This window comes from Paenisporosarcina sp. NPDC076907 (assembly GCF_050269735.1).
In the GTDB taxonomy this organism is placed as follows: Bacteria; Bacillota; Bacilli; order Bacillales_A; family Planococcaceae; genus Paenisporosarcina.
In genome coordinates this window covers 55,305-80,898 of sequence record NZ_JBNNIX010000003.1, presented here as the reverse complement: position 1 = coordinate 80,898, position 25,594 = coordinate 55,305, and the positions used below count along the sequence as shown (strand labels likewise).

At 38.2% G+C, this 25,594-nt stretch carries 25 protein-coding genes; 13 read left to right on the top strand and 12 right to left on the bottom strand.

Annotated elements, in window-relative coordinates; translation table 11 throughout:
• The first annotated feature begins 6 nt into the window (after positions 1-6).
• The 5 genes from ACQKEV_RS11930 (at position 7) to ACQKEV_RS11910 (ending at position 5,339) form a co-directional block, all read left to right on the top strand.
• Complete coding sequence (locus ACQKEV_RS11930) at positions 7-1,641, top strand: GNAT family N-acetyltransferase (protein ID WP_427446366.1); 1,635 nt, start codon at positions 7-9, stop codon at positions 1,639-1,641.
• Positions 1,642-1,724: 83 nt separating this feature from the next.
• Positions 1,725-2,408 (top strand): hypothetical protein, encoded by a 684-nt coding sequence (locus ACQKEV_RS11925; protein WP_427457894.1) that lies wholly within the window; start codon positions 1,725-1,727, stop codon positions 2,406-2,408.
• Complete coding sequence (locus ACQKEV_RS11920; RefSeq protein WP_427457891.1) at positions 2,405-3,391, top strand: polysaccharide deacetylase family protein; 987 nt, start codon at positions 2,405-2,407, stop codon at positions 3,389-3,391. Before ACQKEV_RS11925 ends, ACQKEV_RS11920 begins: the two co-directional genes overlap by 4 nt.
• Positions 3,392-3,493: 102 nt before the next feature.
• Positions 3,494-4,012, top strand: a complete 519-nt coding sequence (locus ACQKEV_RS11915; protein ID WP_427446361.1) for a sigma-70 family RNA polymerase sigma factor — start codon at positions 3,494-3,496, stop codon at positions 4,010-4,012.
• Entirely contained in the window at positions 4,005-5,339 is a 1,335-nt protein-coding gene (locus tag ACQKEV_RS11910) for a DUF4179 domain-containing protein (protein ID WP_427446359.1), read from the top strand. Before ACQKEV_RS11915 ends, ACQKEV_RS11910 begins: the two co-directional genes overlap by 8 nt.
• A gap of 46 nt (positions 5,340-5,385) precedes the next feature.
• On the opposite strand, the gene ACQKEV_RS11905 is transcribed toward ACQKEV_RS11910, so the two are convergent.
• Both ACQKEV_RS11905 and ACQKEV_RS11900 read right to left on the bottom strand, forming a co-directional pair.
• Positions 5,386-5,937 carry a GNAT family N-acetyltransferase gene (locus ACQKEV_RS11905; RefSeq protein WP_427446357.1) on the bottom strand — a complete coding sequence of 184 codons (552 nt, stop codon included), beginning with the start codon at positions 5,935-5,937 and terminating at the stop codon, positions 5,386-5,388.
• Positions 5,938-5,954: 17 nt separating this feature from the next.
• The gene (locus tag ACQKEV_RS11900) at positions 5,955-6,440 is read right to left on the bottom strand and encodes a DinB family protein (RefSeq protein ID WP_427446355.1); all 486 of its coding nucleotides are present in this window, start codon (positions 6,438-6,440) and stop codon (positions 5,955-5,957) included.
• Between the two features lie 148 nt (positions 6,441-6,588).
• Here ACQKEV_RS11900 and hutH point away from each other — a divergent pair, with 148 nt between their 5' ends.
• Positions 6,589-8,115, top strand: coding sequence for a histidine ammonia-lyase (hutH, locus tag ACQKEV_RS11895; RefSeq protein ID WP_427446353.1), 1,527 nt, complete (start codon positions 6,589-6,591; stop codon positions 8,113-8,115).
• Positions 8,116-8,291: 176 nt separating this feature from the next.
• Here the strand turns inward: hutH and ACQKEV_RS11890 are convergent, their stop codons facing one another.
• The gene (locus ACQKEV_RS11890) at positions 8,292-9,506 is read right to left on the bottom strand and encodes an NAD(P)/FAD-dependent oxidoreductase (protein WP_427446351.1); all 1,215 of its coding nucleotides are present in this window, start codon (positions 9,504-9,506) and stop codon (positions 8,292-8,294) included.
• A gap of 220 nt (positions 9,507-9,726) precedes the next feature.
• Between ACQKEV_RS11890 and ACQKEV_RS11885 the strand changes: the two genes are divergently transcribed.
• On the top strand, positions 9,727-10,671 hold the full coding sequence (locus ACQKEV_RS11885) for a nucleoside hydrolase (protein ID WP_427446663.1): 945 nt from the start codon (positions 9,727-9,729) through the stop codon (positions 10,669-10,671).
• Positions 10,672-10,703: 32 nt separating this feature from the next.
• Here ACQKEV_RS11885 and ACQKEV_RS11880 read toward each other — a convergent pair whose 3' ends face one another.
• The 3 genes from ACQKEV_RS11880 to ACQKEV_RS11870 are packed head-to-tail and all read right to left on the bottom strand — an operon-like array spanning position 10,704 to position 14,507.
• Positions 10,704-11,828 carry a Ger(x)C family spore germination protein gene (locus tag ACQKEV_RS11880; RefSeq protein WP_427446350.1) on the bottom strand — a complete coding sequence of 375 codons (1,125 nt, stop codon included), beginning with the start codon at positions 11,826-11,828 and terminating at the stop codon, positions 10,704-10,706.
• Positions 11,825-12,937 (bottom strand): GerAB/ArcD/ProY family transporter, encoded by a 1,113-nt coding sequence (locus ACQKEV_RS11875; RefSeq protein WP_427446348.1) that lies wholly within the window; start codon positions 12,935-12,937, stop codon positions 11,825-11,827. Before ACQKEV_RS11875 ends, ACQKEV_RS11880 begins: the two co-directional genes overlap by 4 nt.
• 16 nt (positions 12,938-12,953) lie before the next feature.
• Positions 12,954-14,507, bottom strand: a complete 1,554-nt coding sequence (locus ACQKEV_RS11870; RefSeq protein WP_427446347.1) for a spore germination protein — start codon at positions 14,505-14,507, stop codon at positions 12,954-12,956.
• Between the two features lie 174 nt (positions 14,508-14,681).
• On the opposite strand from ACQKEV_RS11870, the gene ACQKEV_RS11865 reads away from it, so the two are divergent.
• The 3 genes from ACQKEV_RS11865 to ACQKEV_RS11855 are packed head-to-tail and all read left to right on the top strand — an operon-like array spanning position 14,682 to position 16,991.
• Entirely contained in the window at positions 14,682-15,248 is a 567-nt protein-coding gene (locus ACQKEV_RS11865; RefSeq protein WP_427446346.1) for an NADPH-dependent FMN reductase, read from the top strand.
• Complete coding sequence (locus ACQKEV_RS11860; protein WP_427446344.1) at positions 15,248-16,138, top strand: 5'-3' exonuclease; 891 nt, start codon at positions 15,248-15,250, stop codon at positions 16,136-16,138. Before ACQKEV_RS11865 ends, ACQKEV_RS11860 begins: the two co-directional genes overlap by 1 nt.
• 25 nt (positions 16,139-16,163) lie before the next feature.
• Positions 16,164-16,991 (top strand): STAS domain-containing protein, encoded by an 828-nt coding sequence (locus ACQKEV_RS11855; RefSeq protein ID WP_427446342.1) that lies wholly within the window; start codon positions 16,164-16,166, stop codon positions 16,989-16,991.
• On the opposite strand, the gene ACQKEV_RS11850 is transcribed toward ACQKEV_RS11855, so the two are convergent.
• Together ACQKEV_RS11850 and ACQKEV_RS11845 are read right to left on the bottom strand one after the other, a co-directional pair.
• Positions 16,975-17,499 carry a hypothetical protein gene (locus ACQKEV_RS11850; protein ID WP_427446340.1) on the bottom strand — a complete coding sequence of 175 codons (525 nt, stop codon included), beginning with the start codon at positions 17,497-17,499 and terminating at the stop codon, positions 16,975-16,977. The two genes, ACQKEV_RS11855 and ACQKEV_RS11850, sit on opposite strands and share 17 nt — an antisense overlap.
• Positions 17,500-17,631: 132 nt before the next feature.
• Positions 17,632-19,077, bottom strand: a complete 1,446-nt coding sequence (locus tag ACQKEV_RS11845; RefSeq protein ID WP_427446338.1) for a catalase — start codon at positions 19,075-19,077, stop codon at positions 17,632-17,634.
• Between the two features lie 243 nt (positions 19,078-19,320).
• Between ACQKEV_RS11845 and ACQKEV_RS11840 the strand changes: the two genes are divergently transcribed.
• Positions 19,321-20,187, top strand: coding sequence for a GNAT family N-acetyltransferase (locus ACQKEV_RS11840; protein ID WP_427446336.1), 867 nt, complete (start codon positions 19,321-19,323; stop codon positions 20,185-20,187).
• Positions 20,188-20,202: 15 nt separating this feature from the next.
• On the opposite strand, the gene ACQKEV_RS11835 is transcribed toward ACQKEV_RS11840, so the two are convergent.
• The 4 genes from ACQKEV_RS11835 to ACQKEV_RS11820 all read right to left on the bottom strand — a co-directional run bounded on the left by ACQKEV_RS11835 (position 20,203) and on the right by ACQKEV_RS11820 (position 21,716).
• Complete coding sequence (locus tag ACQKEV_RS11835; RefSeq protein ID WP_427446334.1) at positions 20,203-20,670, bottom strand: STAS domain-containing protein; 468 nt, start codon at positions 20,668-20,670, stop codon at positions 20,203-20,205.
• Positions 20,671-20,751: 81 nt separating this feature from the next.
• The gene (locus ACQKEV_RS11830) at positions 20,752-21,072 is read right to left on the bottom strand and encodes a thioredoxin family protein (RefSeq protein WP_427446333.1); all 321 of its coding nucleotides are present in this window, start codon (positions 21,070-21,072) and stop codon (positions 20,752-20,754) included.
• A 72-nt stretch (positions 21,073-21,144) separates the two neighbouring features.
• Positions 21,145-21,459 (bottom strand): spore coat protein, encoded by a 315-nt coding sequence (locus tag ACQKEV_RS11825; protein ID WP_427446331.1) that lies wholly within the window; start codon positions 21,457-21,459, stop codon positions 21,145-21,147.
• Positions 21,456-21,716 carry a hypothetical protein gene (locus ACQKEV_RS11820; RefSeq protein WP_424471867.1) on the bottom strand — a complete coding sequence of 87 codons (261 nt, stop codon included), beginning with the start codon at positions 21,714-21,716 and terminating at the stop codon, positions 21,456-21,458. The genes ACQKEV_RS11825 and ACQKEV_RS11820 overlap by 4 nt, the downstream gene beginning before the upstream one ends.
• A 292-nt stretch (positions 21,717-22,008) precedes the next feature.
• On the opposite strand from ACQKEV_RS11820, the gene ACQKEV_RS11815 reads away from it, so the two are divergent.
• The gene (locus ACQKEV_RS11815; protein WP_427446330.1) at positions 22,009-24,375 is read left to right on the top strand and encodes a 3-hydroxyacyl-CoA dehydrogenase/enoyl-CoA hydratase family protein; all 2,367 of its coding nucleotides are present in this window, start codon (positions 22,009-22,011) and stop codon (positions 24,373-24,375) included.
• Between the two features lie 31 nt (positions 24,376-24,406).
• Positions 24,407-25,582 carry an acetyl-CoA C-acetyltransferase gene (locus tag ACQKEV_RS11810; RefSeq protein WP_427446328.1) on the top strand — a complete coding sequence of 392 codons (1,176 nt, stop codon included), beginning with the start codon at positions 24,407-24,409 and terminating at the stop codon, positions 25,580-25,582.
• Positions 25,583-25,594 lie beyond the last annotated feature (12 nt).

The window sequence follows — 25,594 nt, the reverse complement described above, 5'->3', positions numbered from 1 at the left end:
AGCAATTTGAAACTCTACCATATTCGAAAACTAGATTACTTGTTGCCGTATAAAAAAACCTGGGATCATATTTTGGAAGTTAATCAAAACGATAACCCCTTTATCGAGTTTCAATGGGTGGAAAATTGGTGGAGATACATTGGGGTAAATCGAGCAATTGAATTCATCATAGTTGAGAAAGATGAGAAAGTGATTGCATTTTTCCCTTTTCAAATCACTCGCAAATGGAAGAACACAGTGATTGAGTTCATAGGACGTGGAGAAGCGAATTATATGGACTTTGTTGTCTATAATCATTTTAGAGAAGAAGTAATTGAGTTTGTTTTCGATGAGTTAAAGCGTTCGATGCCGAAATGCATCTTTAATTTACATGGCTTATTATCAAGCAGTCCATCTACAAGTATACTGAGTCTGTATTTAGCAAAAAGAAACTGTGAGCCCACTATCTTTTCAGTAGTTACTCCATTTATTAAGACGCAAGAGATCAATCTAGAAGACTATTTGAAAAAAAGAAGAAAAATTCACGGGCTGGATCGAAGGGAAAAGAGACTAAAATATTTAGGTGAAGTAAAACAAAAGTCAAGTAGTCTTGATGAAATAGATTGTGTCTTCGCCATGCATGACAAACAGTGGAAACAAAAAATGGATACAAGTCAATTTACGAGTGAAGAACATAAGAAATTTTATCGTGCATTGCTTAACATCCATGAAGGACCGATGAAGGCAAAAGTCGAAGGGTTGTATCTTGATAACCAGATGATTGCTTTTTTATACGAATTGAATTGCCGAGGGCGTATGATTGGTTATGTGATTGGACACGATCCCGATTTCGGAATATATGGACCGGGAAATATACTGGATAAAGAATTGATCGCTAATAGCCAAAAGAATGCAATTAGAATTTTTGATTTAAGCATTGGCTATGAACCTTATAAATTTGAATGGAATACGGGAGTAGATTATACGAATAACTTCATATTTTCATCGAACGAATGGCAAGCCCAAATGTTATACCAACTTATTAGAGGCAAGGGTCATATTAATGCTGTATTAAAGAGGAATTATAAAATCGTTTTGTTTAAGCGGGAGTTTATGGGAAGAAAGCTTTATTTTCTTCGAAATGCAACGTTTAAAGAATGGAGAAGAGCTATTTGGAGGCTGTTTGGGAAAGTCTATTTTCAAAAATCAGTTGATATTTATCAGCAAACCAATGGAAATGAAGAAGTGAGGGATTTTCAATCTCTCGTTTATCCAGAGGCTAGGAAAAGACACCATAACGTATCTCAAATAAATAAGTGGTTTTACAAAGGATTTAAGCCATATGGTGATTCAACTATTTCAATGTTTTGGATGCACCCTCGTACCATTCGTTTGGACGAAGTCGATTATTTGCAGCCATTACCAAAGAACAGTGCATTTATAGCAGACTGGCAAATTCATAACTTGTCGAGTATGTGTTCGTTCTTGAGACAAGAAAATAAGAATGTGCATGATATTTTTGTTTCGACAGCTAAGAAGGATGCAGTAGTGACAAAGCATCTACAACAATTAGGTTTTACTCATGTGAAAAGCGTAAAAAAGAGAAGTGTCTTTTCTAAATCTACAACTCAAGTTTCTGCGTACTCTACACCCAGGGAGTGACCTATATATTAAGCCTCTTAAGAACAAGTTGGTATATAAAAATTGCTCAAATTTATTATGCAACACAACTGCATGAGGAGAATTTGTCTTCATCTATTGTAAGCTATTCAAATGCTCTAATCCCAATTCCCAATTTATCAGAACAAAAAACCTATCAAATTAATTTGAATTTGCCAGAAGAAATACTCTTTGGAAATCTAAGGAAGTCTAACCGTAGTCAAATTAAGCAAGCTGCAGCAAAATCTTTTACACACATCATCCAAACTGACCCCACAAATCAAGATTTACTACTCTTTCAGAAATTCTACAATCATTTTGCAAAAAATAAACACACCCATCGATGTAATGCTTTTCACTTAAAAACGTTGCAATTATTACGGGACCAACATGCCCTCGTATTAACGAAAATCTTGGGTGAAAAAGAGGAAACATTGTGTTATCGCATTTACCTGACAGATCGTATAAGGGCATTGACCTTGTATTCTGCTTCTCATTATAGAAGAAACAATGCACCTGATATAAAACGTCTTTACAGTTTGGCAAGTCGATACTTACTATGGAAAAATATTTTATGGTTCAAAAAGAATGGACACGCAATTTATGATTTAGGAAGTTTGACAACTGATGAAAACATTCGTCAATTTAAAATGGGCTTTGGGGGCGAAATAGTGAAAGCATATTCCGGTTATGTTCCAAAAAACAGGATGGGAAAGTTTATTTTGTGGATACGTAAAGTGAAAATGAATTCTCGTTGGAAACATCAATGACCCAACCGGGATCCTTAATTGTGTCACTGGACTTTGAGCTGAACTGGGGAGTACACGATGTATTTTCATTGGAACAGTACGGAGCCCATTTACTAGGGGCAAGAAAAGCCATTCCTCGAATGTTGGATTTGTTTAAGCAATATGAAGTTCACGCAACCTGGGGAGTGGTCGGTTTATTATGTTTTGTTACGAAACAAGAGATGTTGGAAAACCTGCCCGAACTAAAACCTTCCTATCGGGAATCATATTTTTCCCCTTACGAAAAATTGGATAGGGTGGGTGAAGACGAATCAATGGACCCCTTCCATTTTGGCGCTTCCTTTCTTCGTAGAATTGCAGAAACGCCTCATCAGGAAATTGGTTCACACACCTTTTCACATTTTTACTGTTTGGAAGAAGGACAAACAGTAGAAGAATTTGAAGCAGATTTAATCGCTTGTAAGAACATTTTGGAAAAGCGGCATGTTGATATGAAGTCATTTATTTTTCCAAGAAATCAAACTGATCACTATTACTTGGAGATTTGTAAAAAACATGGAGTTATCAGTTACAGAGGAAATGAAAATAGCTGGGTATACGAGGCAAGTAATTATGGACAACAACACCCACTCAAAAGGGCAACACGATTAGTTGATCACTATATAAATTTAACTGGGCATCATACGTACAAGTTGGAAAAGAGTAGTCAAAATCCGATTATCAACCTGCCAGCGAGTCGTTTTCTCCGACCGTATAGTAAAAAAATGAAAATGTTGGAATATTTCCGCTTAATTCGAATTAAAAATAGTCTTACCTATGCCGCCAAAAAAGGAGAAATCTATCATCTTTGGTGGCATCCTCATAACTTCGGCTTAAATTTGGATGAAAACATGAGATTTTTAGAGCGTATATTTGAACATGTTGAAATGTTAAAGGAACGATATTCATTTGTAAGTTTAAACATGAAGGAAGCTGCACAAAAAATACAACTTGAGCATCATTGACCTGACCACTACGATAAAGTGGCAGGTTTTTTTGTTTTTCATATGAACTTTTTTGAATGTTAACTGTCTAATACATAACAGAGGTTGAAATGAGGGATCGATTTGGAGGAAACTGAAATCGTCAAACGGGCAATTGCAGGAGATGATGAATCGTTCTTGCGTGTCATGCGAGTTAATAAAGAAACATTATACCGGACAGCATTCGCTTTTTTAAGAAATGAACACGATGCATTAGAAGCAATGCAGGAAGTAACATATCGAGCATACGAAAAAATTCATACTGTCAAAGAACCTTCCTACGTTAAAACATGGTTGACACGTATCATGATGAATTATTGCCAGGATCAGCTAAATAAAAAGAAGCGTTTTACAAATGCTGAGAATCTAAATGGTCTATCAACAAATAATGGTTCGGTTCAACTTGAACTGCAGGAAGCGTTAAATAAGCTATCTGATAAGGAACAACAATTGGTCTATATGAAATATTTTCAAGATACGAAGATTAAGGATATTGCAGTTATGGAAAATATCCCGGAGGGCACGGTCAAATCCCGTCTTCACAAAATCATGAAAACGCTGCGCCAACATCTAACCGAGAAAGGGGAAATGGATCATGTATGAAAAAGAGCAAGAGAAATTGGATGAACTTCGCCAACAGCTTGAACATATCAGTATACCTACAGAAATGGTGGATGGCGCAATTTTGCAAGGATTTGAACGTGCCAAGCATGAAAAAATAATAAAGAAAAAGAGAAAAATACGAAATTATGGAATGCTTTCAGCAGCTGCACTTCTTATGATCACATTGGCCACATCCATTCGTGTGTCCCCAACTTTTGCAAATGCGGTTTCATCTATATCGGGCCTTGAGAAAATTGTTGCAATGATTCACTATGATAAGGGCTTAACATCAGCTTTTGAAAATGACTATTATCAAGAAATAAATGCTTCTCAAACCAAGGAAGATCTAACCCTGACCGTAGATGGTGTCATTCTGGACGAATCAGGAATCAATGTTTTATACACAGTTAAATCTGACGAATCAATTAAGAATGTGCAGGTTCAAAATGTAGAATTAAAAAATAACGAAATTAGTTCACCTAGTAGTAGTAGTTTTAGTACCACTCATGATGATCAAGCAATTAAAGAGTTTAGCAATAAAATCGATTTCCATTTTCAAGAGCCAACGAAGTTTAATGATTTATCATTTTCACTCTTAATGACGATCGAGAAAGAAGGAAAAGAATATGAATTTACTATTCCATTTACTGTTCCCGAAAATGTTAAACCAAGCCATAAGTTTGTGTTAAGTAAAGAAATTGAAATTGAAAATCAAAAGTTCACGATTGAAGAGGTAACCATTCATCCGCTCCGCGTAGATGTGCGAATTAAAATAAATCCGGAAAACTCAAAAAAAATCTTACATTTTTCAGATTTACGTTTAGAAGATGAAAATGGAGAGATTTGGGGTTCAAGAGGTGGAATTAGTGGAAGTGGAGTAGGAGAGTTAGAACAAACCATATACTTACAAAGCAATTACTTTGAACAACCAAAAGAACTATATTTACGCATTAATAAGTTACAGGCAATTAATCAGGATGAAGCTATTGTAGTCGTAGATACAGAAAAAAACATTTTACTGAACAGTCCGCGTGATGGACGCTTGCATTTGGGTGATACAAATAAAAAACGGGTGAATTTCTTCTTAACTCATGCAGAAGAGGGAGATTACAATTTTGATTTAACAAGTAAAATCAAAGATGCCGGAGGGAAATTAATACATTCACCATCGTCCGCTATGAGGTACGATTCAGGGGAAATGGAAAGTCAGGCAATTATTAATTTCGAAACAACCGATTACAAGAATCCTCTTCAATTTGAATTGTCTGCATATCCAAATTACATTGAGGGTGATGTGAAGATAGAATTAAAAAATCCTAATAAATAAGTGGAAAATGGATGCCTACAAGTGTTGTGGCATCCTCTTTTTCTGATTATGAATGATGTTGATTCCAGTCTTCTTTTGTTATGGAAAACACAAAAGCATCGTGATTTTCTCCACCCTGGTATAGGTAATTTCTTAGTAATCCTTCTTTTACAAACCCAGATTTCAGCAACAGCTTCCACGAAGCTTCATTATCGGGAAAGGTAAAGGCACCAACTCGGGATAGTTCAAGTGTCTCAAAGCAATGTGACAATACTTTTTCAAGTGCTTCATGTACATACCCCTTACCCCAATAGTTAGGATGCAAATCATAACCAACTTCACACTTTTTGCTCCAAAGCTGAAGATTGTTCAAGCCAATTGTTCCAGCTAATTCTCCCGTTTCTTTGATTTGAATACCCCAACGAGCAGACCGTTTTTCAGAGTAGCCGTTATTCATATTCGCAATCATTTTCTCTGCTTGTTCCAATGTTGTGAGGGGGTCCATTCCATAATACCGGGTGACATCTTCACGAGAGAACTGATTGAACAGATGGACAGCATGGGTTTGATTTAAGTCGATTAATAATAGTCTTTCGGATTCTAGTACAGGAAAAGACAACAGGAAAACCTCCATAATTAGCTTTGAATTTCTTTTGCAAAATAAATAAAGTCTACCGGAATTCCTTCCAGGTCAAACTCCCTTAGGAATGAAGTCACTTGCCCGCGATGATACGAAGAATGGTTGATAAACGTAAAGAACATTTCGTCTCGTTTATTGGAAAACGGAGCACCTTTTATATTGGTGAAATTCAACGTTTCTTTCCACTGTTCTTCTGATAGCGTCGAGAAAAATTGTTCCATTTCTTCGTGTAAATCTGCGAAAGCTTTTTTAGTCGATTCAACGGAACTGACATCGAATTGTTTCCATTCCGGTTTTTCAATACCAGTTAAACGCTTGAACCATAAATAATCAACACTGATGGTATGTGAGTAAGTTTCACTAATGGACGGAAATGAATTTTTTGCTTCTTTGTGATAGATCGATGCTTCTTGTGAACCGACATGATTCAATAATTTTTGTGTCGCCCATTTATGATAATGAAACATTGTGGACCATTCCATTTCAATTCCTCCTTTAAAAATGTGAATATTCTCCATTTTAACACTTTATTAAGATAGTACACTACCACTGTATCTTGTTAGAATTTGGAAAATAGTAATTGCAGTTCATTATAGGCACACATATACTCGATGTAGAGGGGTGTTTATGATGATTTTATTGACAGGTGATAACTTAAATCTAGAAGAAATGCGATCCATTCTATTTCAGAATGAAACAATAAATCTTGATTCTAATGCACTAACAAGAGTTCAAAAAAGTCGAGAAGCGGTTGAGCGAATCGTCCGCGAAGGGAAAACAGTTTATGGCATTAATACGGGATTTGGTAAGTTCAGTGATGTAAGCATTAATGAAGAAGATGTGCACGCACTACAACTTCATTTAATTCGCTCACATGCATGTGGAATTGGTGAACCATTTGAAGAGCGAGTGTCCCGTGCAATGGTCGTATTGCGATTGAATGCATTATTGAAAGGAGTTTCTGGTATTCGAGTTGAAGTGTTAGAGCGCCTGGCTTATATGGTCAACCATTCCATTCATCCAGTTATTCCATCCCAAGGATCTCTTGGAGCATCCGGCGATTTAGCTCCATTGTCTCATTTGGCACTTGTATTGATTGGTGAAGGGTTTGTCTGGCATGAAGGGCAGCAAATTCCAGCTCATGAAGTATGGGGGAATAGAGGAATTGAACCACTTGTGTTAGAAGCGAAAGAAGGTTTAGCGCTAATCAATGGAACCCAAGCCATGACAGCTCAAGGTGTAGTGAACTGGTTGGAAGCGGAGACCTTGGCTTATCAAAGTGAGTGGATTGCTGCGATGACAATGGAAGCGCTTCATGGAATTACTGATGCATTTCATCCAGCCGTCCATCAAGCACGTGGTTATATAGAACAAGTCGACGTTGCACGTAGAATGCTGGAGTGGTTGCAAGGGAGTCAACTCGTCACGACTCAAGGTGAAAAACGTGTTCAAGATGCTTATTCGCTTCGTTGCATTCCGCAAATTCACGGTGCCAGCTGGCAAGTGCTTGGTTATGTGAAAGAGAAGCTAGAAATCGAAATGAACGCAGCAACTGATAACCCATTAATTTTTGAGGATGGGGAAGTCATCATTTCAGGGGGAAACTTCCACGGACAGCCGATAGCTTTTGCGATGGACTTTCTGAAATTGGCAGTGGCGGAGCTTGCGAATGTTTCGGAACGCCGAATCGAACGATTAGTAAATCCACAGTTAAACGAAGGATTACCACCGTTCCTAAGTCCACAACCAGGACTTCAATCAGGGGCCATGATACTACAATATGCAGCGGCAAGTTTAGTATCTGAAAACAAGACTCTGGCTCATCCAGCTTCGGTTGATTCCATTCCATCTTCGGCCAATCAGGAAGACCATGTGAGCATGGGAACAATCGGTGCTCGACACGCTGGAAATATGATTCAAAATGCACGACGCGTATTAGCAATTGAAGCCTTCTGTGCGCTGCAAGGTTCGGAATATAGAGGCAAAGACAAAATGTCTCCGTTGCTGCAAGATAAGTGGAATGAATACAGAGCGTTCGTTCCGTCGATGGATGAAGACCGGATTTTCAGTACAGATATCGAACGTATCAGCGTTCATTTGAAAAATGAAACGGCGTTATCAACTTATACGAAAAAAGAGGCAGTATCCGTTCAGTAACGTGGGATATCTGACTTTTCAGACGTGAAGCGTGATTTTTCAGACGTGAACCCACAAAAGTCAGACGTGAACGTCAATTTTTCAGACGTCCACTCCAAAAAGTCAGACTGAGCGATTGCTCAGTTCGTTAACAATTCAACAAAAGGCAATCTCCAAAAACGGAGACTGCCTTTCACTCATTTAACGCCATATTTTCGATCTAGTTGTACTAAATGGGCATCAGGATGATGGCCATTTATAATTAGATCCCGCAAAATTTGTGAACCTAACATGCTGTAAACGGTGCCATTCCCACCATATCCGAGTAAATAATACTGATTTTTCTTTGTAGGATGTTGTCCGATAAATGGAAGATTATCCATAGATTCACCGAATGTTGCACCATACGAATAGTCAATTTCAAGTTGGTATTGAGGAAAGAGTTCACATAGTTGATCGAGTAACTTTTCAGCTCGATTATTGATTAGTTCATCAGATTTCGGTGCTTGAGCAGTTTCTTCATCCAAACCACCAATGATGATTCGATTGTCTGCTGTAGTTCTAGTATATAAATAAGGTCTGGCTGTTTCCCATATTAGGGCCTGTTGATACCATTGTGAAAACTGTTCAATGGGTTTCGTTACAATTGCATACGAACGGTTGATTTCAGCACCAATCCTTTTTCCGACTGGAGTTGTTTCATATCCAGTTGTGTAAATCACATGTTTGGCTATAAAATCACCTGCGGAAGACTTAATCGTAATCGTATCCTTCTCTGTCAGGGCATCCGTTACTTCCACAAACTCAAATAAATGAGTTCCACTCATTTCAAGCAAATCCATTATCCCATTTACAAAGCGGTATGGATTCACTTCTGCATCCTCATAGGTCACTAGAGCACCCGGCTTTGTAAAAGATAAATTTGCAGACAATTCATCAGGTTCCCAGTATGAACATGGAAACCCGTGCTTTTTTAATGTTTCATACTCAACTTTTATTTTTTCAACATCCTCTTCCGTAGTTGCATAGCAAATACTTGGACGGACGATAAAATCAGCAGAGATGGGTAGACGCTTTGCTACGTTCTCTAAGTCTTTAACAGCTTCTAAACACATCTGATAAAATCGAACAGCAGCCCGTTCACCAATTTGATCAATCAGTTCGTAAAGCATAATATCGTTCGAGTATTGGAGCAGACCTGTGTTTGCCATCGTGCTGCCTGTTGCCATTTGTCGTTTATCCAGAATTGCTACACTTAGTCCAGCTTCAGATAGGGCAAGTGCAGAAAGAGATCCTGACATACCTCCACCTACAATCACGACATCATAGCAATCCAATCTTTCATTTACTTCAAAAGGTTTCCTAAGTGGGTAAGTAGTCGGCCAAAAAAGTGAGCCATTATGTATATCCATCGTTCTATTCTCCATTCTTTAATTCCTACATAGTAATTACCCAAATGAACCATTAGACAAGCTTTATTTCATAAATTTCATCTACTTTTTATCGTGAAAAAATTTTCTGCAATATCTTTTGAATTAACATGGTCTATGTGAAAAATGTAGAGCGTATATAAAAAGACCTGACTGTCAAAAAGTCCCTAAATTTGATAAATGGAGGGTTAAGGTGAAGAAAGTGTTGTTTTTTGGTGATATCGGAATTGATGATACGATTGCCTTGATTTATGCGTACTTACATGACGAAATAGAAATAGTTGGTGTTGTTGCAGAATACGGAAATGTTTCAAGAGAAGATGCAATAGAAAATATTCACTATATATTTAATTTGTTTGATTTCCCAAAAGATATTCCTGTTATTTTAGGTGCGGATGTTCCTTTAACTGGCGAGCAACCAACTTTTTATCCTGAAATCCATGGAGAGCATGGACTTGGGCCCATTATTCCTAATAATGTGCAAGTCGTTGAAAACTTTTATGAGATCGTGAAAATAATAGAAAAACATCATGATGAGTTGGTCATTGTGAATGTAGGACGACTCACATCGCTTGCTACAATGTTTATCTTATATAAAGACTTGATGAATTCTGTTCGGGAATACTATATTATGGGCGGTGCTTTTTGGATTCCTGGTAATGTAACGACTGTTGCTGAAGCGAACTTCCACGCAGATCCAGTCGCAGTTAAAATTGTTCTTGCTTACGCCAAAAATGTCACCATCATACCTTTGAATGCAACGCAAAAGGCCATCGTTACACCTGAAATGGTCGATTATATTGACCAATTTGGTAAAGCTAAAATCATCAAACCTTTAATGGAATTCTATACAGACTTTTATAAAAAGCGAAATCCGTCTCTTAGTGGAGGCCCTTTACATGATGTGCTGACTCTAATGGCAACTATTCAACCTGGAATATTTACTTATGGAAATGAGACGGTCGGAATTGTACAGAATTTAGAAGGAGCAGAACGAGGGCAAAGCATCGCTTACAGAAATAAAGAAAATGAAATTGACAATGAAACGAAAAAGCATCGGATTGCATTTGATATCGATTATAACCAGTTTTTTTTCGAATTTATTTCGGTCATGATTGGACAAAAAACCAAAAATGGAGAGCAGTAAAAACAGTGGGATAAGATTAATTGTGTATGGTGTTATTCAAATATCCCACTTCTTAGAATTGTAAAATCTACTTTGATATTCACTTTGGCTTCTTTGTACATCTCGTGCCACTTCTCATGTGTGATGTTAGAATGTCTGACGGAACTTCTGTAATATTCACCTAAACCGAATACATCAGAATCAACTTCCTGACAATAGCCAAGTACTTTTGCAAGGTCTTGGGATATGCTTTTTCCTATTTCCTTTTCCAATCTCTTTACATTTTGTGGATTATCCAAATCCATATTTGCTTCTATTTCCAATAATCGACCATTAATGGTGAGGTTCATATCAAATTCCGCCGTCTGTGGATTAATTAGTTTTACTTCTTTTTTGGTATGGATTGTATCAATCACAACTGGAATTCTGTCCTGAGAATCCTTCGTTTGGGAAACAGGTAAGGAATCTTTAGGAATGGTCGTTTCAAACATGGCGGATTCATAAAGGTCTCTACTTAATTTTACGTAAAAACTATCTTTAGAAGATATCTTCCCAACCATTTTCCCCTTGTTAAATAAGGCCACACCTGAAATTTCTACAATTTCTTTCTCACGTTTAATGATAGGGATCGCTATGTCCCTTCCTGGTGAGTAATAATCGTGTGCTACTTCATGCAGGTTGGATGAAATCATCTGTTCACTTTTAATGTTTTGTTCTAACATTTTAAATATATGTGTTCCAATATCATCTATATCTTGATATTGATATTCAAGCAACGACTTTGTTTCCCCTTCAGCAAGTGCTATAAACAAGCTACCACTCGTGTCGGAATTTTTTAAAAGAGTATCAATATAATGACCAATGCCATTGTTCGCTAATTCTTCACCAAATAAGACCACTCGCATCTGACCTGACATGATTTTTTTTGATGTTTTTTTATTGATTTCTGCCCGTGCACCACGGGCTGTATCGTTCACAGCTGTAATGATGACCACATCACTTTGAAATTCTGGATTCACCTGGCGAATAACTGCTGTTGTAGACAACTTATCTTCATCATTCAAATCGTAACCGAGTAGGGTCGTCAATCCAATTTGTTCAAGTAATTTCTGTTCTGCACAACCAATCAATATGAAGAAAACAGAAAGAACAATGATGCTGAGCTTTAGTTTTTTCATTGCTTTTTCTCCTTATGAGTCCTAAGTTTCTTTTTTGAAATAGCAAGAATGTATAAGAGGATAGGGTATACAAAAATCAGATAAAATCCTACTTTAGAAAAATAAGTATTAACCGCATTGATTTCCGTTCGAGTTTCAATGGATAAAGAAAGCATGAAGATAACAATAGAAAAAAGCCAAATAAATGAGGAAGAACTAATTTTTACTATTCTTATACTTCCCCGGTAAGCAGCCCAAAGGTAGAAACATAGGTTGGGTAAGATAATCAACATCCAAAAGCAAACAGCAATATACTCAAAGCGTTCGATAAATGGAAATCTGACGATGCTGAATAAGGACAAAGTAGCCCAAATTGATTTGTTTAATTGATCGGCACTGAAGTATGTGATGGATACCAATATGACACAAAGATAGATGAACGTTGTGGCTAATAGTCCAAAGTGCACATGCTTTTTGACGTTATGTTTATCCTTTATGAATGGATAAATTACATTTAATATTTCGAACCCCACAATGGTGAATGTCATGGATTGTGCGCCTTTTAATATACCAATTACATCAGATTCCATTACGGGTAATAAACTTCGTGCTGTACTAAATTGCAGTGGAAAAACCAACATGGGTAAAAGCCAAATGGCTAGCACAAAACTGAAAAATGAGACCCCAACTATTACTCGCAATCCTCCTGTACATGCATACATGACGATTAACAGCAAAGTAGCTGAGATAAACCATGTACTCAAATTCGGAAATACCCACGTTTGGACCACTTCAATATAATTTCTTAATACAGAGAAAAATGCAGTAGCACAATAAAAGATATATATGAAATTCAAGAAATTACCGAACCATTTCCCAAAAATGTCTTGGTGTATCCCATATAAATCATTTGATCCGTAGATTTCCAACGTCTTAATCATGAAAATGGCAATAATATGAGTGGCAATTCCAATAAGCAGAACAGAAATCCAAGCATCATGTTTTGCATCCTGATAAATAACCCGTTGAAAGCCATGGATACCAACACCGATTTGAGTCGTATGAATCACAAAAAAAAGTAGAAAAGCATTGATCATCTCTTGGTTTTTTACTTGTATGGAATTCTTCAATCAAATCACCTTCAGTTCAACTTTTTTCTGGATTTAATGGTTCTGGCTGGTATTTATCTTTATTCTGTGGTCTTGCAATGGACGGCCTTTTGTAAGTGAATGGCAGGGGCAACCTGATAATACTGTCGCGCCAATCGATAAATCTTGGTGGATAGAAGGGAGCTGTGTATGGTGCACCTAAACTTGATTGACGGATCAGATGAATCAGGATAAAGCAAAAACCGAGCATAATGCCATAAAAGCCCCAAAAGCCCGCTAAGAGAATCAAAGGAAAACGAACAACACGAATTACGTTACCCATCATATAGCTTGGTGTCGTAAAAGAAGCCAATGCACTAAGTGCAACAATAATAATTAAAATATTACTCGTGATACCAGCTTGCACGGCAGCAGTACCTATCACGATACCTCCTACGATACCGATTGTCTGACCAACTTTTGTTGGTAATCTAGCCCCTGCTTCTCTTAGTAATTCAATAATCAGTTCGAGAAGCAATGCTTCAACGATTGGAGGGAAAGGTACCAAGGCCCTTGATTCACTCAATGGAACTAACAATGATTGCGGGATGACTTCATAATGGAAAGTCAGGGCAGCTACATATAACGGCGTCAAATAAATGGATAAGAATACCGCAGCGAATCTTAAAAGACGTAGGAATGATGCAATCGGCCATCGCAGGTTCTGATCTTCTCTGCTTTGAAAGAACTCAATAAATGCATGAGGGCAAATTATAGACATTGAGCTTCCGTCCACGAGCAATCCCAATTTTCCATTCAGTAATCCATCGCAAAACCTATCCGGCCTCTCGGTAAGTAACATCTGTGGAAATGGTGATAAAGAATTGTCATCAATCAATTCAGCAAGAGCCGCACTATCCAATAAGGAATCCAATTTCAAGTCGGAAATTCTTTGCCGGAGCGTATTGACCATTTCCTCTGAAGCAATGCCTTTCATGTATAAAAAGGCAATAGTTGTATTCGTTTGCTTGCCAACAGTAAACTTCTCATTACAAAGTTCTGGATTTTTAATATATCTTCGGATGAGAGATTCATTCGTAGAGAGGCTCTCGGTGAAACCTACCTGAGCACCTACTACTTGGGATTCATTTTGAGGTGCACCCAAAGCACGGGACACTACTGTTGTGATTTTCACTAATATGACCTGAGAAAAGCCATTTATGTGAATTAGTACAGTACCGTTATACATGGATAAAACGGAATGATCCAGTCGTTCATCTAAATCCACCTCAGGTATACGAAGTGAGTATTTAAGACTTTCAGGTGATTCGTACTTTTTTAGTAAAAGGTCCGGGATAACCTGTTCTTTTAGGGTTCGACTATCCACTAAACTAGCTATGTAAGTAACAGTAAGGTTTGGAGCAATTGTTTTAACAACTAAATCAGAGGGGCTATTGGTGGAATCTTTAATAGCTTGAATGTAATCTTTTGAAAAAGAGGGAATCATGTTTTCTTTTTGCTCCAAACTGTCTTTTTCATCTTTGAGATTTTCTTGATTTTTAGCAGATGATTTGTTCTTCACTTCAGAATGCTTGACCCTTTTTTTGAACATATTCTTTCCCCTCCTTTGCTCAACCAACTCTTCTTAGAATAGGCTTCAGGAAAATAATCTATACTCATATTCAGAGAATGATAATATTTTTACCTGGTTTAGGCTGCAGACTTTTCGTACAGGTGTATCTGCATTTGTTATACTGAAACAAGATATTTAAAAGGAGAGATTCCGATGAAAACATTCGCTTTAATTGCTGGAAGTTTACGGAAAGAATCAATTAACCGGAAGTTGCTTGAATATATAAAAGAGACATACAAGATTGAGATTAAGATGGAGTTTGTCGCTATACATGATTTCCCTTTGTTTAATGAAGATACCGAAGCTGAGGTACCAGAGCAGGTGAAAAAAGCCATCCTACAAATACAGCAATCTGACGGCGTGCTGATTGCGACGCCTGAATATAACCATTCAGTGCCTGGTGCTCTGAAAAATGCTTTGGACTGGCTTTCTAGAAAAGAGAAGGTTTTTGTGAAAAAACCGGTTCTGATTATGGGCTGTTCTATTGGGGAAGTAGGGACATCCCGTGCTCAAAATCACTTGCGATTAATTTTGAATTCACCAGGACATCAAGCATTAACACTCCCTGGAAATGAAATTTTAATTGGACAAGCAACTTCGAAATTCAATGAAAAAGGAACACTTACAGATGAAAAAACCATGATATATCTAAATGACGTCATTAAAAAATTCATTTTATGGATTGATGCTACACAAGAGTGGCAGAAAGAGGAGAAATAATGGAAATCAATCAGAAACCTCATATTTTATTAGTCGACGGAATGGCTCTATTATTCCGCTCGTTTTTTGCAACATCTGTGTTTGGGCAATATTTTAGGAATGATCAAGGTGTACCAACCAATGGTGTACAAGGTTTTGCCCGTCATGTTTTGAGTGCGAAACAAATCATGCAGCCTACGCATATGGCCATTTGTTGGGATATGGGGATGCACACGTTCCGCAATGATTTATTTGATGGATACAAATCCAATCGACCTGCACCACCTGAAGAAATGCTTCCTCAATTTGATATGGCAAAGAATATTTCAGAAATGCTCGGGTGGAAGAACTTCGGGGAAATAGGGATGGAAGCGGATGATTTGATAGGCTCCATGGCATGCAAATGGCAAGATGAAGCGAATATCACAATCGTCAGTGGCGATAAAGATTTATTGCAATTGCTTACACCAACAACGAAAATCGCTTTTACTAAAAAAGGATATACAATCTATGACGAATATACATATGAACGGTTTGTAGAAGAGTATCAAATTGAGCCATCTGTTTTTGCAGATGTGAAAGCATTTATGGGAGATTCAAGTGATGGGTATCCGGGCGTTAAAGGAATCGGGCCGAAAAGTGCTTTGCAACTCATTCAAACCTATGGTTCAGTGGAAGGTGTCATTGAATCGTTACATGAGTTGAAGCCTGGTCAACAGAAGAAGATTCAAGAAAGTATGGACATGTTGCAGTTGTCAAAAAAACTGGCAACGATCCATTGTGAAATGGAATTGCCGATTGAGCTGGATCAATTAATTGTTCCATCATACAGTCAGCAATTGTTACAACAACTGGAGGAAGCAGGATACGGCATCACAAGTCGGTATGCTCGAACCTTATATACGATTTAATTTTTAATTTGGAGGAAACGATAATATGAATTCAAGTTCGCATCTGATGTATATGAAAGACTGTATTTTAGCCCAATCCAAAGAATTGGCAAGTGTCATTACAAACGAACAAAATGCGCGATATCCAGAGTTGCTGCGCTTTGAACAAGATTTATTTCCACTCCGTATTGAGTTAGTTGAATTATATGGTGCCTGCTTAGGGTTAAGCGAAGATCAACGAGTATTAGTTTTAAAGGAGTGGGGGGAAAAGGCTGGATCATCGACAGCAAGAATGCAACAAATTACGATTGATATGATGCTTCGCGAAGTACCTCATTATCGTAATACAATCGGGAGTCTCATAAAGTATGAAGCTCAGAAACTTCAACTGACAGCAAATGAACTCTATGATGTTATCGATGTGTTGGATCGTTCAATTAACGATGTTGTTTATTTCTTCAGTGTGCCGTTTGTAAGGCATGATAAAGAGCAATTGGCTTTTTCTCAGCAAATGGTGGTTGAACTATCTGTTCCGGTTGTATCAATCAATGATGATATTGCCGTACTGCCCTTAATTGGAACGATGAATGAAGAACGTTCACGTGTCTTGCATGAACGAGCTTTATCAGAAGCATCTCGATTACAAATCAAGCATTTAATTATAGACCTATCAGGTGTACAGACAATCGATACTTTTGTGGCCCAACAATTATTCAATCTCCTCGATTCACTCGCCCTTCTTGGCGTAAAAGGGACGGTAAGTGGAATTTCCCCAATCATAGCCCAGACGCTTGTTCATTTGGGACTCGATTTTGGACGGATCGGGAGCTATTCATCACTTAAACGAGCATTGGCTGTTATTCAATCGTCGTAACACGAGGAGTTATTTTTACAAACGTTACTATATCTTGATTCTTTTTATATGAAATTTCTCGAATCCGGCTGGCGCGGTTTCTTCCACCATTATCGTGGATGATAAGCGTCAAGCCGTTTTCTTTTTCTTCAAAACCGATAAGTGGGACCCAATGATAAGCAAAATCATAGGAGCCAAACCAGTGAAAAGAAAAGTAACGGTCAAATTTACACGCAACAGGTCGACCTGCACGTAATTCCATTATTGCTTCTTCTAATGCACAGATATCAACTTCCCACGCAGGTCCAAGTAGTATCCGTAAATTCCGTTTTAAACGCCATGTAAATAACCCAATTCGAGTACTTCCCAGTAATCGGTACAATCGATTCACATCATAGGGGCAGGAATTTGGCATCCAATAACGCAATATTGTCATTGCTGTAACAGGCCCGCAAGCAGATGGCTGATACTTTGTATTAATCGAATGATCATATTGAGAAAGACCTTGTAATTCTAATTGAATACGCATATTTTCACCTCATTGAAAAAAAGAGTTTTTCCGTCTGTTGTTTTAACAGTAAGGAAAAACTCTTTTTCTGTAAAATTTAACGCTTTCTTTGCCACTGAACTTGGCAAACTTACATTCTAGTTATCTAGCAACTTATAAGTATTGATGAACATCAACGTTTGCACCTTCTGCAAGCGCATGTCCTAGTGAATCATCGGCACGGTGGAAGTTTGCAATTGCGCGACCAACGATGTCACGATTTTGGATGGTCGAGAATTGATCCAGTAAGTTTTTAATGAGCGCTTGTTTTGTAGACTCATCATAACTACGGTAGATTTCGCCCGCTTGACCGAAATTATTTGTTTTCTCGATATGATTTTTTCCTGCTACCCCCGTAATTGGCTGATCAACTTCTTTGAATTCAGGTGCTTCTTTCGGTTCAGAATCAAAGCTGTTTGGCTCATAGTTGACACGTGACATTTGTTGACCAAATGGCATTGCACCATCGCGTTGGTTATTTGCGAAAGGACATTTTGGTGCATTAACTGGTAATTGTAAATAGTTTGCACCAATACGGTAGCGTTGTGTATCAGAATAAGAGAACAAGCGTCCCTGTAACATTTTATCTTCAGATGGCAATATACCAGGAACAAGTACACCTGGATTAAATCCAACAGACTCTGTCTCTGCAAAGAAGTTATCCACGTTACGGTTTAATGTCATCGTACCAACCAACTCATAAGGGAAATCTTTTTCTAACCAATCCTTCGTTGCATCGAGTGGATCGAAATCAAAGTTATCCATATCCTCAGGTTTTAATGTTTGAACGTATAAATCCCATTCCGGATAATCTCCACGTTCGATTGCTTCATACAAGTCGCGTGTTGCATGACTGAAGTCTTTTCCTTGCTGTTCTGCTGCTTCTTCGATTGATAAATTCTTCACACCTTGTTTAGGAACCCAGCGAAGTTTTATATACGTTGTTTTGCCTTCAGCATTAATCCATTTAAATGAGTGAACCGAAGAGCCACGAAGGTGACGGTAATCTTGCGGAATTCCTTCATCCGTAAATAAATGAATTAACATATTTGTAGATTCAGGGGACAGACCCATAAAATCAAACAGACGAGCTGCATCCTGAAGGTTCGTACGTGGATCAGGTTTTAAAGAATGAATGACATCTGGAAATTTGATTGCATCTCGGATAAAGAATACAGGCAAATTATTTCCTACAAAATCGTAATTTCCTTCTTCTGTATAGAACTTCACAGAGAATCCACGTGGATCGCGTGCAGTTTCTGGTGAATGAAGCCCGTGAATTACGGTAGAGAATCGAGTAAATACTGGCGTTTCTTGTCCTTCATTCTGTAAGAAAGCAGCTCTCGTATATTTTTTCATACTGTTTTTGACGACGAATGTACCGTGGGCAGCAGCTCCACGAGCATGAACCACTCGTTCAGGGACACGTTCACGGTCAAAATGTGCTAATTTCTCAATTAATTGATAGTCCTCGATTAATGTGGGACCACGTTGGCCAGCTGTGCGGGAATTTTGATTATCTCCAATCGGTACACCCTGGTTCGTTGTTAGCTTTTTCATCATATCGACTCCTTATTTATAATTATTACAAAAAAGAACTAATTCAAATGTAAAGTATATTTAAGTGATTATCAAGTAATAAGATGTTGGAAAATATTAAAATGTTTCTCCCAATAGTAGACTTGTTTCCAATGAAAAAATACAATATGAATAGATTGAATTATTAGTAAGAATGTTCGCTTGGGATTCAGCATAAAGTGGTTCGGATGAATTTTGTAACGTTCTTAAAAAGGAGATAGACAGATGAATATTACGTATAAACGATTGTCGCATGTAAGTTTTGAGGATGCACTTGCATTGTTCAATAAAGGTTTTGAGGGATATCTTATCCCTATGAATCTAACAATGGAACAATTTATTGGGCGATTTGGTATGGAAGGTTTGTCGGTGGAATTGTCAGTTGTAGCTTTTGATGGCGATAGACTGATTGGATTCATTTTACAAGGAATAAGAGAAAATAACGGGGTGAAAATATCCTGGAATGGTGGTACGGGTATTATTCCTGAATACCGTGGCAAAGGTGTAGGTGCTATGTTAATGAACGAAGCAGAGGGCATTCTATTAGAAAATGAAGTAGCCGTTTCAACTTTAGAGGCACTTTCTGAAAACGAGCCGGCCATCAAGTTATACGAAAAATGTGGATATGAAATTAAGGACAAACTCCTATTCTTATCAGGATCCGGAAAACTGATCGACCAACTTCCCGAATTGGGGAATTATGAAATTGAAAGATTTCCAGCCTTTCATGCAATTGGAGCAGACTTGTTTCCTTCTATCGTACCTTGGCAAACTGCAGAGAGTATGACCCCGAAGATTGGTGGGGAAGTAGTAGCATTAGTAAAAGAAGGGGAATTGAAAGCAGCGTGTTTGATTCGGAAGCGAAGCATTTATAATCAAACTCCAGAAGGCATTACATTATTCCAAGTTGCATCCGGATATGAACACCATGATACTAATCTTCTTTTGGCACATGCACTTGAATACGATCAACCTGTCAGCCGATCTACCTACAACTTTATGACAGGTGATGGCAATGTGGTGAATTATCTTTTGGAGAGCGGTTTTGAACATACGGCTATTTCCCAAGTATTTATGGTTAAGGAACAATAAAAAACAACCAATCGTTCACCCAAGAGAGTGTAGCGATTGGTTGTTTTCTTTTAATAACCGTTGTAGAGCTGCGCGGAAACTCACATACGTTTCAATTTCAACTTGAATACCAGCATGAACAATTTCCCTAACAAATCGAGGATTAAATCCAACATAAATCGGACGAATACCCATGAGTTTAAGTGAGTTGTTCAGTTGGAAAATCTCAGTTGCCAAATCATTGTAGTCAAATGATGCAACGTCTTCCACAGTAACGCCGGTGAAATCAAAGATTGCACGTTCTGTCTCGCGATGGTTTCCTGCATATTGAAGAGCTTTAGTTTGAATCATATTAAAGCGTTCTTTAAACATGTACCCGGCAATCGGAATTAATATTGTACTTGGCACGACAGAAGGAATCACTGGGGCAGACATGTTATTAATAATATTTTCATAGTATTTTACTTTGTCTCTCAGTTGTTGCAACTCAAGTTCTTGTGTCATTTTACACCTCAGTGAATGTTTTCATTTAGTATAGCATAATCTTTTTGTTATTTTACAAAGAAAAAAGGATAGACAATTTGTCTATCCTTTTTGGCTCTGCAGAAATTCAGTTACTTGCTCAGGTGATTTTGCGTTTGCGCTGTGTAAATGAGCTTTCTTTTCGCTATCCTTATAAATCAATAAGCTTGGAATACCCATTACATCATACTTTTCGGCAATTTCAGGGAGTTCATCGCGGTTCACTTCGTACCAAGTATACTGATTGTATTCTTCAATAATTGGATCAATGAACATGTCCATACGTGTACAATCTGGGCACCATCCAGCAGTGAATTTCACGATGACTTCATTATTTGAAGAAATAATGTCGTTAAATTGTTCAGGTGTAGTAATAGATTTCATTTTCTGTTCCTCCTTGACTTCTATAGGAACAGTTTACACCGTTTCACTTCTTGCGGATAGCAAATTGTTTCATTACTGCAGTTGTTGTTTGTATCCTTGGAATTGTTGTGTCTTTTGCTGAATTTCCTGAGCATCTGCAGGTGTTAATGTATACCACCCATGCTTAAACATTAAATCGTAAAGACTGCGTTGTTGTTTTGATGTATCTCTCAATTGAGTAAAAATGATTTGATATAATGCATCATGGCTTGCTTCATGCATCGCGGTTGCATAGGCATTACATAAATATTTTTCGGTAGAAAGGGCATCATTTAAGATATCACGATCATTTAGTTGGGGAGTTTCGGCAAAAGGTGTTTCTGGATTTTTTACTGTTTGCTGATTCATGAAACAGAACCTCCTTCACTTTGTTTCAACAGTTTCAGGATCTCGTCATAATGGTTACTGTGCATTTGTTCAGCTGCTTCAAATTCCTTTTTTAAATCTGGAAGTTGGCAGTTTTCAGCTGCCCAATTCATTTTTTTAGCCGCTAATAAATTCCACGACATCATATCTGTGAGGTAGCTGAAATCTTTGGTAGATACCATTTTTGGGGGTTCAGGAAACATGGCTGGCTGTTCTTTTGGTTGTGAAAATAAATTCATCTGTTAAATCCTCCTTTTCTTTTTTAGTGTGAGGAGGAATTGATTTTATATACACAGTCCGTTATTTTCTTTTATCGTGGCGTGGCATACATATAAGAAACCAATCATAGTATAAATAGACACTGAGTATGAAGGGAAATGAGCTGGTAAAATTTCATTTATTTCTCATCATTTAAATATTGCGAAAAAATTGAAAATGGAATAAACTAAAAGTCATAGAGGTTGTTTCTATTTTTTTTCACAAAAAAATGAATGAGTATTCATTCAACAAAATATGAAGGAGGCTTTGCACGTGACTTATCAAATAAAAAAAGCGGCTGTTCTGGGTTCTGGTGTTATGGGTTCAGGAATCGCAGCTCACTTAGCAAATATCGGAATTCCAACTTTGTTGCTTGACATGGTACCTCGCGATTTAAAAGAAGAGGACAAAACAAATTTAAAGGCTCGTAATCAAATCGCTCAAGGTGCATTAGAGAAACTTCTAAAACAAAAGCCCGCACCACTCTCGTCTAAGAAAAATCTTTCATTATTGACAGCAGGAAATCTGGAAGACGACTTGGATAAGTTAAAAGATGTGGATTGGATTATTGAAGTAATTGTTGAGAATCTGGACATTAAAAAAGGCCTTTACGAGAAAATAGACACTGTTCGCAAGCCAGGAACAATTATCAGTTCAAATACATCGGGTATCAGTATTAATGCAATGGCTGAAGGACGCAGTGAAGATTTCCAAAAACATTTTCTTGGGACACATTTCTTCAATCCACCACGCTATTTAAAATTACTGGAAGTAATTCCAGCGCAAACAACGCTTCCTGAAGTTGTAGAATTCATGCAAACATTCGGTGAGAACCGTTTAGGAAAAGGTGTAGTACTTGCAAAAGACACACCAAACTTTATCGCGAACCGTATTGGTACGTATGGCCTTCTTGTGACACTACGTGAAATGCTCTCAAGAGGATACTCAGTTGGTGAAGTGGATTCTGTTACGGGTCCAGTTATCGGTCGTCCCAAATCAGCAACATTCCGTACACTTGATGTGGTTGGGTTGGATACGTTTGGTCACGTTGCAAAAAATGTTTACGATCAGACTACTGGTGAAGAACAAAAAGTGTTCGAATTGCCAACCTTAATTACTAATATGCTTGAAAACGGCTGGTTAGGTGCAAAATCTGGTCAAGGATTCTTCCTGAAAAAAGGGAAAGAAATTCTTGAATTGAATTCGGAAACAATGGAATACGAACCAGTCAAAAAGTTGAAAACGCCTTCATTGGAAATGGCGAAACAACAAAAAGGTCTTGCTGCGAAAGTGAAGACATTAACCTATGCTAAAGACCGAACAGGTGAATTGCTCTGGAGCATTTTAGCACCGACATTGACTTATTCCGCAAAACTTCATGGTGAAATCGCAGATGATATAGTAGCAATCGATAGTGCAATGAAATGGGGCTTCGGATGGGAACAAGGTCCATTTGAAGTATGGGATGCCATAGGCGTAAAAGAATCCATCGATAAAATGACTGAGGAAGGCATGGAAATACCAGCTTTCGTTCAAAGCTTGCTTGATCAAGGATTCGATTCCTTCTATAAAGAAGACAACGGAGATTTGTATTTCTTCAATGGCGAAGACTATTCATTGGTGCCAACAAATGAAAAAGTCATTAACTTAAAACGTTACAAGAAAAAACATGGAGTAATTAAGAAAAATTCTGGTGCTAGTTTAATAGATTTAGGTGATGGTATTGCCTTACTGGAATTCCATTCACAATCAAATGCAATTGGGCTCGATATTATTCAAATGATTAACTTTGCAGTTGATGAAGTGGAGAAAAACTTTAAAGGTCTTGTCATAGGTAACCAGGGGAAAAACTTCTGCGTAGGAGCAAACCTTGGCATGATTCTGATGGAAGCACAAGACGACAATATATTCGAACTGGATTTTGTGGTTCGTTCGTTCCAAAATGCAATGATGAAAATAAAGTATTGCACTAAGCCTGTAGTGGCAGCGCCATTTGGCATGACACTTGGCGGTGGGGCTGAAGCCTGCCTTCCGGCTGCACACATTCAAGCATCTCATGAAACGTATATGGGATTAGTGGAAGCGGGAGTTGGACTCATTCCTGGCGGCGGAGGAAACAAAGAGTTGTATATGAAACACCTAAAAGGCTTGCCAACGGGTGTGCATGTTGATTATCAATACGTGGCAAACAAAGTGTTTGAAACGATTGCAATGGCAAAAGTATCCACATCTGGCGAAGAAGCTCGTGAAAATAACTTCCTAAGCTTTGCAGATGGTGTGAGTGTAAATGCTGATCACTTACTATATGATGCGAAACAAGTTGCACTATCACTATATGAAAACAATTACAAAGCACCTCTTCGAGAAAAAGTACCGGTAACAGGTGAATCTGGTTATGCAACGTTATTATTGGGTGCTGAAGGAATGTTCCTTTCAGGTTTCATTAGCGAGCACGACTTGAAGATCGCGAAAAAATTAGCTTACGTAATAGCTGGTGGAAAAGTGCCTTACGGTACATTGGTCGATGAACAATATTTGCTTGATTTAGAACGTGAAGCATTTTTGAGTTTAGTAGCTGAACCAAAATCGCAAGCGAGAATGCAGCACATGTTATTGAAAGGAAAGCCACTTCGTAACTAATAGAACGAAACGGCAATGAGGAGGAGAACTTATGCGCGAAGCAGTGATTGTAGCAGGTGCCAGAACACCTGTAGGGAAAGCGAAAAAAGGCTCCCTTGCAACAGTGAGACCAGATGACTTTGGTGCATTGGTTGTAAAAGAAACATTAAAAAGAGCGGGCGGCTATGATGGTCCAATCGACGATTTGATTTTAGGATGTGCAATGCCTGAAGCGGAACAAGGAATGAACGTTGCCCGAAATATTGGTGCATTAGCAGGACTTCCAGATACAACACCAGCGATTACAATTAACCGCTTCTGTTCTTCTGGTCTTCAATCAATCGCCTATGCAGCAGAACGAATTATGCTTGGTCACTCGGAAGCAATCATTGCAGGTGGCGTTGAGTCGATGAGTATGGTTCCGATGATGGGTAATACAATTCGTCCTAACGCAGCACTTGCGGAAACAGCGCCTCAGTATTATATGGGTATGGGGCATACAGCTGAACAAGTGGCGGTGAAGTATGGCATTACCCGAGAAGACCAGGATGCATTTGCTGTGCGCTCCCATGAGCTTGCGGCAGCAGCGATTTCAGCAGGTAAATATAACGATGAAATTGTACCGGTAGAAGTACTGAAACGATTTATTGATGATAAAAACAAGCCACAGGAAAAGAAATTCATGTTTGAAATGGATGAAGGTGTTCGAGTAGGCACGAACATGGAAACACTGGCAAAACTTCGTCCGGCATTCAACGCACGTGGAACTGTGACAGCAGGAAATGCATCTCAAACATCTGATGGAGCAGGTGCTGTTCTTGTCATGGACCGCGAAGTTGCTGAAGCGCAAGGGCTGAAGCCACTTGCTAAATTCCGCTCATTTGCAGTTGGCGGGGTTCCACCGGAAGTTATGGGGATCGGACCGATTGTCGCGATTCCCAAAGCGTTGAAATTGGCGGGTCTTTCAATTGAAGACATCGATTTGTGGGAATTAAACGAAGCATTTGCATCGCAATCTATTCAAGTGATCCGTCATTTAGGAATCGACATCAATAAAGTGAATGTCAATGGAGGTGCTATTGCACTGGGGCATCCACTTGGTGCGACAGGATCAATTTTAACATTGAAAATGATTCATGAACTAAAACGTCAAGGTAAGCAATTCGGAGTAGTCACGATGTGTATCGGCGGAGGCATGGGTGCAGCTGGCGTATTCGAGATTCTTTAATAGAATAAGTGA

Coding starts and splice junctions, on each gene's coding strand:
- ACQKEV_RS11865 (WP_427446346.1), top strand. CDS start 14,682: ATGAAAACATTCGCTTTAATTGCTGGAAGTTTACGGAAAGAATCAATT.
- ACQKEV_RS11910 (WP_427446359.1), top strand. CDS start 4,005: ATGTATGAAAAAGAGCAAGAGAAATTGGATGAACTTCGCCAACAGCTT.
- ACQKEV_RS11880 (WP_427446350.1), bottom strand. CDS start 11,828: ATGAAAAAACTAAAGCTCAGCATCATTGTTCTTTCTGTTTTCTTCATA.
- ACQKEV_RS11890 (WP_427446351.1), bottom strand. CDS start 9,506: ATGGATATACATAATGGCTCACTTTTTTGGCCGACTACTTACCCACTT.
- ACQKEV_RS11870 (WP_427446347.1), bottom strand. CDS start 14,507: ATGTTCAAAAAAAGGGTCAAGCATTCTGAAGTGAAGAACAAATCATCT.
- ACQKEV_RS11830 (WP_427446333.1), bottom strand. CDS start 21,072: ATGAAATCTATTACTACACCTGAACAATTTAACGACATTATTTCTTCA.
- ACQKEV_RS11860 (WP_427446344.1), top strand. CDS start 15,248: ATGGAAATCAATCAGAAACCTCATATTTTATTAGTCGACGGAATGGCT.
- ACQKEV_RS11920 (WP_427457891.1), top strand. CDS start 2,405: ATGACCCAACCGGGATCCTTAATTGTGTCACTGGACTTTGAGCTGAAC.
- ACQKEV_RS11810 (WP_427446328.1), top strand. CDS start 24,407: ATGCGCGAAGCAGTGATTGTAGCAGGTGCCAGAACACCTGTAGGGAAA.
- ACQKEV_RS11850 (WP_427446340.1), bottom strand. CDS start 17,499: ATGCGTATTCAATTAGAATTACAAGGTCTTTCTCAATATGATCATTCG.
- ACQKEV_RS11840 (WP_427446336.1), top strand. CDS start 19,321: ATGAATATTACGTATAAACGATTGTCGCATGTAAGTTTTGAGGATGCA.
- ACQKEV_RS11825 (WP_427446331.1), bottom strand. CDS start 21,459: ATGAATCAGCAAACAGTAAAAAATCCAGAAACACCTTTTGCCGAAACT.
- ACQKEV_RS11900 (WP_427446355.1), bottom strand. CDS start 6,440: ATGGAATGGTCCACAATGTTTCATTATCATAAATGGGCGACACAAAAA.
- ACQKEV_RS11820 (WP_424471867.1), bottom strand. CDS start 21,716: ATGAATTTATTTTCACAACCAAAAGAACAGCCAGCCATGTTTCCTGAA.
- ACQKEV_RS11835 (WP_427446334.1), bottom strand. CDS start 20,670: ATGACACAAGAACTTGAGTTGCAACAACTGAGAGACAAAGTAAAATAC.
- hutH (WP_427446353.1), top strand. CDS start 6,589: ATGATTTTATTGACAGGTGATAACTTAAATCTAGAAGAAATGCGATCC.
- ACQKEV_RS11845 (WP_427446338.1), bottom strand. CDS start 19,077: ATGAAAAAGCTAACAACGAACCAGGGTGTACCGATTGGAGATAATCAA.
- ACQKEV_RS11855 (WP_427446342.1), top strand. CDS start 16,164: ATGAATTCAAGTTCGCATCTGATGTATATGAAAGACTGTATTTTAGCC.